Annotated in this window: 12 protein-coding genes; 6 read left to right on the top strand and 6 right to left on the bottom strand. The window is 70.4% G+C overall.

Features of this window, described 5'->3' with window-relative positions:
- Positions 1-67: 67 nt before the first annotated feature.
- From VSH64_RS39095 to VSH64_RS39085, 3 genes are all read right to left on the bottom strand, one after another.
- Entirely contained in the window at positions 68-1,378 is a 1,311-nt protein-coding gene (locus tag VSH64_RS39095) for an MFS transporter (protein ID WP_326567780.1), read from the bottom strand.
- 35 nt (positions 1,379-1,413) lie between these two features.
- Positions 1,414-2,739, bottom strand: coding sequence for an MFS transporter (locus VSH64_RS39090; RefSeq protein WP_326567779.1), 1,326 nt, complete (start codon positions 2,737-2,739; stop codon positions 1,414-1,416).
- Between the two features lie 169 nt (positions 2,740-2,908).
- On the bottom strand, positions 2,909-3,679 hold the full coding sequence (locus VSH64_RS39085) for an IclR family transcriptional regulator (protein WP_326567778.1): 771 nt from the start codon (positions 3,677-3,679) through the stop codon (positions 2,909-2,911).
- A gap of 115 nt (positions 3,680-3,794) precedes the next feature.
- Here VSH64_RS39085 and VSH64_RS39080 point away from each other — a divergent pair, with 115 nt between their 5' ends.
- The 6 genes from VSH64_RS39080 to VSH64_RS39055 are packed head-to-tail and all read left to right on the top strand — an operon-like array spanning position 3,795 to position 10,250.
- Positions 3,795-4,406, top strand: a complete 612-nt coding sequence (locus VSH64_RS39080; RefSeq protein WP_326567777.1) for a CoxG family protein — start codon at positions 3,795-3,797, stop codon at positions 4,404-4,406.
- Positions 4,403-5,287: an FAD binding domain-containing protein gene (locus VSH64_RS39075; protein ID WP_326567776.1), complete on the top strand. Its 885-nt coding sequence runs from the start codon at positions 4,403-4,405 to the stop codon at positions 5,285-5,287. The genes VSH64_RS39080 and VSH64_RS39075 overlap by 4 nt, the downstream gene beginning before the upstream one ends.
- Positions 5,244-7,562 carry a xanthine dehydrogenase family protein molybdopterin-binding subunit gene (locus tag VSH64_RS39070; protein ID WP_326567775.1) on the top strand — a complete coding sequence of 773 codons (2,319 nt, stop codon included), beginning with the start codon at positions 5,244-5,246 and terminating at the stop codon, positions 7,560-7,562. The genes VSH64_RS39075 and VSH64_RS39070 overlap by 44 nt, the downstream gene beginning before the upstream one ends.
- On the top strand, positions 7,559-8,038 hold the full coding sequence (locus tag VSH64_RS39065; RefSeq protein WP_326567774.1) for a (2Fe-2S)-binding protein: 480 nt from the start codon (positions 7,559-7,561) through the stop codon (positions 8,036-8,038). The genes VSH64_RS39070 and VSH64_RS39065 overlap by 4 nt, the downstream gene beginning before the upstream one ends.
- A complete protein-coding gene (locus tag VSH64_RS39060) occupies positions 8,035-8,811 on the top strand; it encodes an alpha/beta fold hydrolase (RefSeq protein ID WP_326567773.1) in 777 nt (258 codons plus the stop codon). The genes VSH64_RS39065 and VSH64_RS39060 overlap by 4 nt, the downstream gene beginning before the upstream one ends.
- Positions 8,808-10,250: a UbiD family decarboxylase gene (locus VSH64_RS39055; RefSeq protein WP_326567772.1), complete on the top strand. Its 1,443-nt coding sequence runs from the start codon at positions 8,808-8,810 to the stop codon at positions 10,248-10,250. Before VSH64_RS39060 ends, VSH64_RS39055 begins: the two co-directional genes overlap by 4 nt.
- 98 nt (positions 10,251-10,348) lie before the next feature.
- Here the strand turns inward: VSH64_RS39055 and VSH64_RS39050 are convergent, their stop codons facing one another.
- The 3 genes from VSH64_RS39050 to VSH64_RS39040 form a co-directional block, all read right to left on the bottom strand.
- A complete protein-coding gene (locus VSH64_RS39050; RefSeq protein WP_326567771.1) occupies positions 10,349-11,101 on the bottom strand; it encodes an alpha/beta hydrolase family protein in 753 nt (250 codons plus the stop codon).
- A gap of 108 nt (positions 11,102-11,209) precedes the next feature.
- Positions 11,210-11,926 carry a hypothetical protein gene (locus tag VSH64_RS39045; RefSeq protein ID WP_326567770.1) on the bottom strand — a complete coding sequence of 239 codons (717 nt, stop codon included), beginning with the start codon at positions 11,924-11,926 and terminating at the stop codon, positions 11,210-11,212.
- Positions 11,927-11,978: 52 nt separating this feature from the next.
- Positions 11,979-13,004, bottom strand: a complete 1,026-nt coding sequence (locus tag VSH64_RS39040; RefSeq protein ID WP_326567769.1) for an acyl-CoA dehydrogenase family protein — start codon at positions 13,002-13,004, stop codon at positions 11,979-11,981.
- Between the last annotated feature and the right edge of the window lie 34 nt (positions 13,005-13,038).

The raw sequence follows: 13,038 nt of genomic DNA, 5'->3' as shown, positions 1-13,038 counted from the left end.
GTGAGGCCCCCGCGCTCGATCGAGCGCGGGGGCCTCACAAGACACACCGTTATTCCATTGTGGACACCTACTCGATGGCTTCGATCCGCCGTCCCGTCGAGTCGGGGGCCGACAAGGACAGCACGGCCGCCGCGACCGGGCCGACGATGCCGAAGGCCAGGGCGAGGGGCACGGTGCCCGCGATGGACAGCGCGATGAGCGGGAAGAGGCCCGCGCCGAGGCCGCGGCCGGCGTAGTAGCTGAGGTTCGAGCCGGTGGAGCGGACGCGGGTCGGGAAGAACTCGGCCATCCAGACGCCCAGCACGCCGAAGCCGCTGGCGCCCGCGGCGCACAACATCAGCGCCCAGAAGGTCGGTGCGCCCCAGAAGTTGGAGCCGATCTTCGCGTTGTGGCCGACCACGAGGATGAGGAACCAGGCGAAGCCGATCACGCCGAACGCGCCGGCGACGAACATCGCCCACTTGCGCTTGATCTTGTCGGACAGCGCGCCGGCCATCGGGTAGGTGACCGCGGTGACGATGAGGTTGAGCAGCACGATCAGGCTGGCCGTGCCGAGCGGCACCTTCTCGACCTTGATCAGGAACGTCGAGAGGTAGGAGATCATCGAGTTCGTGGTGAGGAACAGGGCCGTCGCGATGCCCATGAACAGGATGGTGCCGCCGGCGTAGCCCTTGCGGAACAGGTCGACGATCGGCACCTTGGTGCGCCGCAGCTCCTCGGGGACTCGGCCTTCCCGCAGCTCCCGCTGGTAGGTGCGCCACTGGTCCGATTCCGGCAGCATGATCGCCGACAGGATGCCGATCAGCAGCGTCACGACGCCGATCACGATGTAGCCCGCGCGCCAGCCCGAGGCGGTGCCGAACTGGACGATGCAGAAGTAGATGACGCCCTCGGTCACGATCTGCCCGACGATGTACATCGACTGGATCGAGCCGCCCATCAGGCCGCGCTTGCTCGTCTTCCAGGCCTCGGCGAACATCGAGTACGAGAGGCCGAACAGGCCACCCATGCCGACGCCGGCGAGCAGCCGCGTGAGCAGGAACAGCAGGTAGTTCGGCGCCAGCCCGCCCAGCAGCGCGGCGAGCCCGAACACGACCACCGAACCCGTGTAGGTCCAGCGGCGGCCGTAGAGATCACCGAGCCAGCCGACGAGGATGCCGCCCGCGATCGAGGCGAAGCCTTGCAGCGTCGCGACCTGCACGATCTGGATGGTGGTCACGTGCAGGCTTTCCGACAGGTACGCCAGCGGGTAGCCGACGAGGTTGAGCTCCGCGCCGTCGAAGAGCGTGCCGAGGAAAGCGAAGATCAGAATGCGCGCGGTTGCCGGGTGGACGCCGGTGCCCCCGCCGGATGGGGCGGAGATGCGGACGGTCGACATGCGGGGGCCTTTCGCGGGGGATGGGGGAACGAGGGTCAGTCGGGCAGCTGCTGGCCGCGCGTCTCGGGGCAGAACGGGGCGACGACGAGGCCGAGGATGTAGATGAGCCCGACGACGGTGGCGGCGACGCCGTACCCGCCGAGCTGCGAGATGATCGCGCCCGCGGTGAGCGGGCCGAGGAAAGCGATGAAGCGCGCGGCGTTGAAGACGAACGCCGCGCCGGTCGCGCGCAGGTGCGTCGGGTAGAACTCGGGCAGCCACACCGGCATCCAGGTGTACTGGCCGAGGGTGAAGAAGCCGTTGATCACCAGCACGACCACGATCAGGCCGAGGCTGTGCGTCCACAGGAACAGCACCGGCGTGAGGATCAGTGACGCGCCGAAGAACAACAGCACCGCGGGTTTTCGGCCGAAGCGGTCGGCGATGAAGCCGAACGAGATGTACCCGGCGATGGCGCCGGCGTTGTAGATCATCCCGGCCGCGCTGGCCCAGGACTGCCCCGAAGCGCCGTTGTGCGTGGCTTGCGAAGCGACGTACGCGGGCACCCAGGTGGAGATGCCCCACCAGCCGAGCGTGGTGACCAGGGACATGAGCGACCCGAGGATGGTCAGCTTGCGCAGCTTGGGGTCGACCATGATCTGGCGCAGCGTGAGCCGCGTGAACGACTGCTCGTGCTCGGTGAGCTTTTCACCCTTGCGTTCTTTCAGTTCCTTGCGCCGCTTGTGCGCGCTCTTCCAGTTCTCCGACTCGGGCACCGACTTGCGCAGCCACAGCGCGAACAGCGCCGGCAGCACCCCGATCAGGAACATGTAGCGCCACGAGTCGGCACCGAGCGGCGCGATGAACAGCCAGCACGCCGAGGCGATGAAGAAGCCGAGCCCGAGTCCGCACTGCATGAGACCGGCGGCCTTGGCCCGTGCGTTGGCGGGCCAGGTCTCGGCCACCAGCGACGTGCCCGTGCCCCACTCCGAACCGAGCGCGAACCCGGTGATGAAGCGCAGGACCAGGAACGACGTCCAGGACCACGACACCGCCGTGAGCCCGGTGAACGCCGCGTAGAGGACCATCGACGTGAGCAACGCCCGGCGCCGGCCGAAGTAGTCGGCGAAGATGCCCCCGAGGATGCCTCCGAAGCCCCAGCCCAGCAGCGTCACCGCGATCGTGGCGCCGGTCAGGAAGGCGACCTGGCTCGCGGGGGCGCCGGGGTCGAGGCGCTTGAGCACCACGGCCGCGGTCAGGATGAGGGCGTAGGTCTCGAAGCCGTCGAACAGCCAGCCGAGGTTCGCGGCGATCAGTGACCGCCACTGGGTGCGGTTCAGAGCTTTGGTCCACGAGGTGGGTTTGACGGCGACGTCGCTCATGGCCATCTCCTTTCCGGGCCGCCATGGGCCGGATCGAGAGCGAAATGCCGGACCGGATGTCCTGTATCGAGGACATCGAGTCCCGCATGCGGCACATTAAGCGAGCCGGTCGACGGCGGTCAAGAAACGCCTGACCCGGCAAGATCCGAATACTTCCGCAGATGCGGAGCTATTCGACGATTTTCACCGCACCTCCGGTTCGATCGGTGATCCTGAGTCCGCATTCGCGGATCAGCTCACCGTGATGATCCACAGTGGATTCATTGAGTTCCGACGAGAACGCGAGCGTGCACACGACCATCGACACGCGCCGCTGCGCGTCGAACACAGGCGCCCCGACGCCGGACTGGCCGAGGTCGAACTCCCGGATACTCGTGCTGTAGCCGCGTTCGCGGGTGGTCGCGAGCACCTCACGCAGGCGAGCACGCGTGGTGACGGTCTCGGGGGTGAACCCCTCGAGCCCGTAGCGCTCCGCGAGCCGCTCGACGTTGGCCGGGTCCTCCCAGGCGTAGAACGCGCGCATGATCGCGGGCGCGGAGAAGGGGAAGGTGTCGCCGATCCCCACGGTGATCCGCACCCCCTTGCCGCGGTCACCCTTCGCCAGCACCGAATACTCCGCGGCACCGTGGCGCTGCACGGCGAACACGATGAAGCCCGTGCGTTGGCTCAGCGAATCGAGCTCCTGCTGCACGATGTCGGTCATCCAGTCCTCGGAAACACGTGACATCGACAACAGCCGCGGCCCGAGCGTCCAGCCGCCGCGGTCGCCGCGCGTGGCGGTCCAGCCGGCCCGCTGCAGCGTGCCGAGGATGTTGTAGGCGGTGCTCCGATTGAGCCCCAGCTCCTCGATCAGCGCCCCGGAGGACACCGGTTCGGGCCAATCGCGGGCAATCCGCTCCAGGAGCCGCACCGCATTCAGCACTGCCGGAACATCGCTCATGATCCGTCACCCCTCGCCATTCTGCTTCAGCGCACGGTAGCCGAGCCCTTTCCGGACTCGCCAGGACCGTGTTAACGTCCTGTGGAGCAGACACTAAGTCCTCTATGGTGGTCATATGAAGCTAGGATCCTCCTTTGTCGTCCCCGCGGACCACAAACGCGTGTTCGCCCATTTCCTCGACCCCGACACGATGCGGGTCGCCATTCCCGGCGCCGCCGAGCTCGTCCGCGAGGACGAGACGCACTACCGCGGCAAGCTGGTCAACGAGATCGCCCACGTGAAGTTCAGCGCCGGGTTCTCCGCCGAGATCACGCAGCTAACCGAGCCCGAAGAGGTCAAAGCCCTCCTCAAGGGCGAGGACAACAAGCTCGGCAGCTCGATCAAGATCGACGCGCGCCTCGGCGTGCAGCCCGACGGCGCGTCCTCGTCCAAAGTGGACTACAGCCTGGACGTGGCCATCTGGGGCAAGATCGGCCGGATGGGCGAATCGATCGTCCGGCGCCGCTCGCAGGAGGTGGAGCGGGAGTTCGTGGCCTCGTTCGCCGAGATCTGCGCCGCGGGCCCGCCCGGACCGGACAACCCGGGGCTGAAGAGCGTGCTCGCCAAGCGTGAAGCACCCAAGAAGAAGGCGGCCGCGCCGGCCGGCGGTGCTTCGTCCGACGCGGCGCCCGTGCGCGAGTCGTGGTGGAAGCGGTTGCTCGCCAAGCTGTTCGGTGGCAAGAAATGACCGCGTACCACTACCCCACCACCCTCGAGGAGACCTGCGTGCTCCTCGACGACGGTGAGGACAGCATGGTCTACGGCGGCGGCACGGCCGTGCAGATCCTGCTCAAGCAGGGCGTGCTGTTCGCCACCGACCTGGTGGACATCGGCGGGGTGACCGGGCTCGACGAGATCACCGAGACGTCGAAGGGGCTGCGCGTCGGCCCGCTGGTCACCTTGCGGCGCATGGAGACCAGCCCGATCGTGCGCCGCGTGGCGCCGCTCGCGGCCGAGGTCTACAGCCGGGTGGCCAACCCGCGCGTGCGCAACACCGCGAGCGTCGGCGGCAACATCGCCCACGGCGACTACCGGCTCGACCCGCCGACGGCGTTGATGGTGCTCGACGCGACCGTGGAGCTCACCTCGCGCCACGGCTCGCGCAAGGTGCCCGCCCGCGAGTTCTTCGTCGACTTCCAGCAGACCGCGCTGGAGCACGGCGAACTGGTGTCGGCGATCGAGATCCCGAAGCAGCCCGAAGACGCCGGCGCGCACTTCGCGAAGCTCTCCAGCCTCGCGGCCAACGACTGGCCCGCGGCCTCGGCGGCGGCGCTGGTGGTGGAGCGCTCGCGCGGCAAGCGCGACGTGCGGCTCGGCCTCGGTGCGCTGAGCCACGTGCCGGTGTTCCTGCAGTTCGAAGCGGCGGCCGACACGTCGGTGGACGACGTGGTCACCGCGGCGAAGGACGCCGCGACGCCGCTGATCGACCCGATTCCCGACGTGCGCGGGAGTTCCGATTACAAGCGGCGCATCGGCCTCGTGGCCGTGGAAGAAGCCGTCCGCAAGTCCTGGAAGGAGGGCAGCGATGACCACCGTCGAGTCTCGATCTTCGGTCGCCGCCGTCGGTGAGCGCTGGGCGCGTGTCGACGGCCGGGCCAAGGTCCGCGGCGAGCTGCGCTACGCGGCCGACCAGCCGGTGCGGCCGTGCCTCGACGTCGCCGTGCACCGCAGCACGCGCCCGCACGCGAAGATCACCGCCATCGACACGAGCAAGGCGCTCGCGGCCGAGGGTGTGGTCGCCGTGGTGACGGGCGAAGACCTCTACGCGGAGTTCGGCGACCGGCTGATGACCGGGCCGGCCTTCTCCGACCAGCCGTGCCTGGCCCACCTCAAGGTGCGCTACGTCGGCGAGCCGATCGCCGCGGTGATCGCGCACGGCGCCAAGCAGGCGCGTGAAGCGGCCGAGCTGATCGAGGTCTCCTACGACGAGCTCGAGCCGGTGCACGACGTGGACAAGGCCGTGCAGGGCGCGCCGTACGTGCACGACGAGCTGAAGCCGTCCATCGTCTTCGGTGACCTCAAGCACCTGCGCGGTATTCGCGACACCAACGTGAACTACGAGTACAACCTGCGCAAGGGCGACCCGTCGAGCGTCAGCGGCACCACGGTGTCCTACGACTTCTGGTGCCCGCCGACGCACCACGTGCCGATCGAGCTGCCGTACGCGGCCGCGTGGTGCGAGGGCGAGCGGCTGGAGCTGATGGCGACCACGCAGACGCCCTCCTACGTGCGGCAGTCGCTGGCCGACCTGCTCGACCTGCCGCTGAACCGCGTGCGCGTGCGCACCGCGCCGCTGGGCGGGAGCTTCGGCGCGAAGATGTACGACCGGCTGGAGCCGCTGGTCGCCGCGCTGGCGTGGACCCAGAAGCTGCCGGTGAAGATCACGGCCACCCGCGAAGAGGCGTTCCTGCTCACCACGCGCCACGGCTGTGCGGTGGCGGGCAGCATGACGGCCGACGAAAACGGCATGATCGTGGCGTCCACTTCGGACGTCCGCTACGACACCGGCGCCTACGCCGACGTCGGCCCGCGCATCACGGCCAAGTCGGGCCTGGTCGCGCCGGGTCCGTACAAGGTCGAAAACGTGCGTGTGCGCTCGCGCTGCGTGTACACGAACAAGCCGTCGGCCGGCCCGTTCCGCGGGTTCGGGGTGCCGCAGGTGACCTGGGCGCACGAGTCGCTGGCCGACGAGCTGGCGCGCCAGCTCGGTGAGGACCCGGTGGAGTTCCGGCGCCGCAACATGCTGCGCGAGGGCGACATCGCGCCCGTCGGCACGCCGATGCACAGCGCGGACTTCCTGGGCAGCATGGACGCCGTGACCGAGGCGATCGAGTGGGGCTCGCCGTTCGTGAAGCAGGAGGGCACGCTGGTGCGCGGCCGCGGGGTCGCGGTCGGCGTGAAGGCCGTGCTCACGCCGACGATCTCCAACGCCGTGGTGCAGCTCAACCAGGACGGTTCGGCGTCGCTGCTGATCAGCACCATCGACATGGGCCAGGGCAGCGACACGATCATGGCGCAGATCGCGGCCGAGGTGCTCTGCCTCGGCGAGGGCGACGTGCGCGTGGTCCAGGCCGACACCGACGTGACGCCGTACGACACGATCACCGCCGGCAGCCGCTCGACCTACCACACCGGCAACGCCGTGCGCCTGGCCGCGGAGAACATGCGCGACAAGCTCGTGGAGCTCGCGGCCGAGCGCTTCGGCGTGGAGGCCACGGACATCAAGCTCACCTCCGACGGCCTCGTGAGCGCGCAGACGCAGGAGACCGTGTCCGTGTCGGAGCTGCTGCACGGGCACTTCGGCGCCCGCGGCACCACGCTCACGGCGGAGGCGAACTTCAGCACGTCCTGGCAGCCGTACGACCACGAGAACGGCCTTTCGCCGCGGGTCACCGAGCACTGGTTCGCCGGGGCGGCCGCGGTGCAGCTCACCGTGGACACGGCGACCGGGCGCATCCACATCGAGCACCTGGCCGTGGCCGGTGACGTGGGCCGCGCGATCAACCCGGCGATGGTCGAGCAGCAGCTCTCGGGCGCGGCGATCATGGGCATCGGGCACGCGCTGTTCGACCAGATGGTGTTCGACGAGGGCCAGATCGTGAACGGCACGCTGCTCGACTACCAGCTGCCCTCGATCAAGGACATGCCGGACAAGCTCACGCCGATCATCATCGAAAGCCCGCACCGCACGGGCCCGTTCGGCGCCAAGGGCGTCGGCGAGACCACCATCATCCCGCTCGCGCCGGCCATCGCCAACGCCGTGCGCGACGCGACCGGCGTGCGCATCACCACGCTTCCCCTGACGCCGGAACGCGTCCTGACCGCGCTGGAGGAGCAGTCGTGAGGGAAATCGAACTGAAGGTGAACGGCCTGCGCCGCAAGCTGGGCGTCGGTGACGACGAGCTGCTGCTCGACGTGCTGCGCCGCGAGTTCGGCACCACGAGCGTGCGCGAAGGCTGCGGCGTCGGCGCCTGCGGTGCCTGCACGGCGCTGGTGGGCGGCAAGAGCGTGTCGACGTGCCTTTCGCGCGCCGCGCGGTTCGACGGCGCCGAGATCACCACCGCCGACGGCCTGCCGGACGACGACGAGGTGGTGGACGAGTTCGTCGCCAACCGCGCGATGCAGTGCGGGTACTGCATCCCCGGGTTCGTGATGATGGCCCACGAGCTGCTGGGCGAGAACCCGCAGCCGACCGACGAGCAGGTCGTGGAACACCTCGAGGGCAACATCTGCCGCTGCGGCACGTACTCCGAGATCCACGCCGCGATCAAGGCCGCGGCCACGCGCCGGGCCGCCAGGAACGAGAGGGCCACCGCGTGAACGTCGAAACCCCGCAGGGCACCGTGCACGTCCACCGGACGGGCACGACCGGCCGGCCGCTGCTGCTCCTGCACCCGCTGGCGCTGTCCGGCGCGGTGTGGGACCCGGTGGCGCGGTACTTCGCCGACACCCACCAGGTGCTGGCGCCGGATGCGCGCGGGCACGGTGCGTCCACTTGGGACGGTGCCGAGTTCGGTGTGGCCGACATGGCGGCCGACGCGGCGGCGGTGATCTCGGCGCTGGACGCCGGGCCCGCCGACGTCGTGGGACTGTCGATGGGCGCCAGCACGGCGTTGACGCTGGCCGCGACGCGCCCGGAGCTCGTGCACCGGCTCGTGCTGGCCGACGGCACGGCGTACTACGGCGACGACGCGGTGCCCGTGTGGGCCGAGCGGGCCGAGCGCGCGACCACGGTGGAGCGCTCGAAGCAGCTGGACTTCCAGCGGGACCGGTGGTTCGCGGCGCCCTACCTCGCCGCGCACCCGGACGAGGTCGAGCGCGTGTGCGAGATCTTCCTCAAGACGGACTCGGCGGCCCACGGTGCGGCTTGCCGGGCGTTGGGCGGGCTCGACGCGCGCGGTCAGCTCAGCGCCGTGACGGCGCCGACGCAGGTGCTCGTGGGTGAAGAGGACTACGCGACGCCGCCGGCCATGTCGGAGGCGCTGGCTGCGGGGATCTCCGGGGCGCAGCTGCGCATCCTGGAGAAGACCCGGCACCTGAGCCTGCTGGAGCGCCCGGACGTGTGGCCCACGCTGTTCGGTGGTGCCGCGTGACCGAACCGCTGCTCAGCCTGCGGACGCACCTCGACGCGATCAAGGGCTACGGCGAGCTGCGCGAGGTCCGCGGTGCCGACTGGGACCTCGAGCTCGGTGGCATCGCCGAGCTGAGCTACCGGATGGACCCGCCGCCGGCGTTGCTGTTCGACGACATCTCCGGGTACGCGAACGGCCTGCGCGTGCTCACCGGCAGCACCGGTTCACCGCGCCGCCTGGGGCGCACGCTGCGGCTCGGTGAGGACCTGGACTCCGTGGGCGTGGTGGACGCGCTGCGGGGCAAGCCGGGCAAGTGGGCTTCGGCGGCCCGGGACTTCCCGGTGCTGCCGGTCACGGACGCGCCGCTGCTGGCCAACGTCGTCGAGGGTCCCGACGTGAACCTGCTCGACTTCCCGGTGCCGCGCTGGCACGCCGACGACGGCGGCCGGTTCATCGGCACCGGCTGTTTCGTGGTGACCTCCGATCCGGAGACGGGCGTCCACAACGGTGGGTGCTACCGGATGGAGGTGCAGGACGAGGGCCGCGGCGTCACGGTCGCGATGGTGCCGGGCAAGCACGGTGACCAGAACGTGCGCGCGTGGTTCGAGAAGGAGGGCCGCGCGCCCGTGACGGTGTCCTTCGGGCACGACCCGCTGCTCCTCGTGCTCGGCGGCACGGAGGTCCCCGGCGGCGTCTCGGAACTCGAGTACGCCGGCGCGGTGCTCGGCGAGCGCGTGCCCGTGGTCCTCGGCCCCGACACCGGCCTGCCCATCCCGGCCGGCAGCGAGATCGCCATCGAGGGCTGGCTGCGCCCGGACCACCAGCGTGACGAAGGCCCGTTCGGCGAGTGGACCGGCTACTACTCCGGCAAGCGCCGGCCGAACCTGGCCATCGACATCACCCGCATGTACTACCGCGCCAACCCGATCCTGCTCGGCGCGCCGCCCGGGAAACCCCCGCACGACTACTCGTACATGCGCACCGTGATGAAGTCCGCGATGATCCACGACGAGCTCGCCGCCACCGGCGTGCCGGGTGTGGTGAAGGCCTGGGCCCACGAATCCGGCGGCGGCCGCCTGTTCATCGCGGTGTCGCTGCAGCAGAAGTACCCGGGCCACGCCCGCCAGGTCGCCTACCTCGCCGCCCAATGCCCCGCGGCCGCCTACATGAACCGCTACGTGGTCGTGGTGGACGACGACGTGGACCCCGCCGACCCCGACGAGGTCATCTGGGCCATGTCCACCCGCAGCGACCCGTCGCGGGACATCGAGATCATGAAGCAGACCTGGGGCAGCAAGCTGGACCCGCTCTTCGTGGAGGGCTCGCCGGCGTACAACAGCCGGGCGATCGTGGACGCCTGCCGGCCGTTCGAGCGGCTGGGTTCGTTCCCGAAGGTGGCTTCGAGTGATCCGGCGTTCTTGAGTTCGCTGGCTGAGAAGTGGCGTGACGTGCTCGACTGAGCTGTGTCGCGCTGGCCCCCGCTGCTTGGCTCATGGCCTGGTGGTGGGGGCTTTTCCTTTTTCGCGGCTCGGGAGGGCCGGGGACAAACCCCCGCCCGTCAAGCCAGGTACCGCTTCGCCCACACCGCCAGGATCTCCGCCGCGAAGGCCGCGTCGTCGCGGTCCGTCAGCAGGTGGTCCGCGCCGTCCAGGGCCACGAACGACTTCGGGTGCCGTGCCGTGTCGAAGATGGCGCGGGCGTTCTCCACGCCCACCTCCGCGTCCACCGGTGAGTGCATCACCAGCAGCGCCGCTTTCAGGCCGCGGATGCGCGAGGCCTGCGGTTGCGCCGCGATGTCCTCCAGGAAGGACTTGCGGATGCGGAACTTGCGGCCCGCCAGGACGACCTCGGCCTCGCCGTTGAGCTCGATCTCCGAGCGCTGCTCACCCAGCAGACCGGCCACGTGCCCTGGGTCGGCGGGGGCCGCGATGGTGGCCACGGCGCGCACCTCGGGCACGGCGTGGCGCGCCGCCAGCACGGCCGCGCCGCCGAGCGAGTGGCCGATCAGGAGTTGCGGTGCCGCGTACTGCTCGCGCAGGTGGTCGGCGGCCGCGACGAGGTCGCCGACGTTGGAGCTGAAGTCGGTGTTCTCGAATTCGCCCTCGGAGCCGCCGAGGCCGGTGAAGTCGAAGCGCAGCACGGCCACGCCGGCGGCGGTGAGGCCGCGCGCCAGCCGCGCCGCGGCGACCACGTCCTTGTTGCAGGTGAAGCAGTGCGCGAAGAGCGCGTACGCCTTCGGCTCGCCCTCCGGCAGCTCCAGCCGGGCCGCCAGCGGCGTGCCCTGTGAACCCGGGAACTCGAACCTCGGCACGCGCGCTCCTCCAGTGAAAAACAACTGAAGCCGATCAGACCACGCGCGCCACCGCGAAGTCGACGTCGACGGCACGTGACTGTCCTCGCGTACCGCGAGAATGGACCGTCAGCCGCACTTCAACGACGCATCCATGAGCGCGACGTACGTGACCTTCGGGCCCACAGCGGTGAAGTCGTACGTCCACGCCGGGTGCCCCGGCACGGCCACCGCGAAGTGGCCCGCCGGCGTCGGCTTGAGGCCCTTGGCGTCGTAGAGCCGGTGCAGGTCGGCGAGCGGCGTGCCCGCGCCGGCGCCCTCCGGTGTCTTGACCTGCGGCGGAGCGACCACCGCGCGCAGCTTGTCGCCGGCGAAGACCGCGCCGCCGGTTGCCGCGAGTTCGGCCGCGCGCTGTTCGCGCAGCTCGGCGACGTCGGCGCTGGCGCCTGCGGCCTCGGCGCTCAGCTTGGCCGCCGCGGCCGACTGGGCGGCCGATTTCGCGTAGTCGGCGGCCGAGCCGTGCAGGCTCGGGTCGAACACGTTCGCGTCGGCGTCCGTCGCCTTGCGGTTGAGGTCGTCGGCCTTCGCGACGGCTCGCTCCTCGGCCTCGAGCGCCGCCGGGTCCGGCGCCGGCCCGCCGGCGAGCGCGTAGGACTTGCAGCCGTCCAGGCCCGACATCGGCTCGGCCGCGAGCGTGGTGCCCGTGGCCGCCTTCGTGACGCCGGGCGCCAGGCCGCGCAAGCCGTCCGGCCCCAGCGCCTCGGGCCCGGGCGCCGGCTGCGGCGCGGCGCTGCACGCCGTCAAAGCCGCCATGAGCAGCGCAGCACCGATCACGACAATCCGCATGGATCTTCCCCCTCGTTCCGGATCGGAAAACTACCCGAACCCGATCAAGAGGTCACGCGAATACGTGCTCCGCCACCGCGTCGAGCTGCCGGGCCGCCGAGCCGAGCAGCTGGCGGCGCGCGCGGGCGTGCTTGAGGTAGACGTGCGAAGGGTGCTCCCAGGTGAAGCCGATGCCGCCGTGAGCCTGAAGAGCGTCGCGGGTCGTGGCGTCGGCGGCGTCGGAAGCGGCCACCACCGCCGTGCGGGCGGCGGCGAGGGCGCCGGGCCGGCCGGAATCCACCACCGAAGCCGCCTCGAAAACCAGGAGCCGGGCGGCGTCGAGCTGCACGAAGCGGTCCGCGAGCAGGTGTTTGAGCGCCTGGAACGAGCCGATCGCGCGGCCGAACTGCCGACGCTGCTTCGCGTAGTCCACCGCGCCGTCGAGCGCGCGCTGCCCGGTGCCGATCAGCTCGGCCGCGAGCACGCTCAGCACCCGAGCCGACACGTCGGCCGCCACCTCGACCACCGGCGCCCCGGTCAGCGTCACCTGCGCCACGGGCTCGACCACGTCGAACGCTCCCACCGACTCCCGGCGCACGCCGGCAGCGGACAGATCGATCCGCACGAACCTGCCCTCGACGGCCGCCACCACAAAATCGGCGTCCAGCCCGAACGGCACGGCCCGCAGCACACCATCCACAGTGGACCCGTCCAGGCGCAACGGCGAACGGTGCCCCGGGAACACCGGAAAGGTCTCCCACGCCGAGACCGCCACCGAGGAACCATCCACAAAGTTGTCCACAGTGTGCACAACTTCCAGCGCGGCAAGAGCCGAAACCGCGGCAGCGAAAGGAATCCGCGGCAACGCGGCCCCGACCTCCTCCGCCACCACGCACAGTTCCCGCACCCCGCCACCGGAGCCACCACGGTCCTCGGCCACGCCCAACCCGAGCAATCCGGCGTCGGCGAACGTCTGCCACAGCGGCCGGTCGAGGCCCGCGCCCACGGCGTCCCACGAAGGCGGCAGCGGTGCGGTCCGCGCGGCGTCGGCGAGCATCCGGCGCGCCGACTCGGCGAGCTCACGCAGTTCGTCCGTCATCGCTCCTCCTCGAAAAACCAGGCCCGGATCGAAG

The organism is Amycolatopsis rhabdoformis (assembly GCF_035918295.1).
GTDB classification, from domain to species: Bacteria; Actinomycetota; Actinomycetes; order Mycobacteriales; family Pseudonocardiaceae; genus Amycolatopsis; species Amycolatopsis rhabdoformis.
This window is presented reverse-complemented; position numbering and strand designations above follow the sequence as displayed.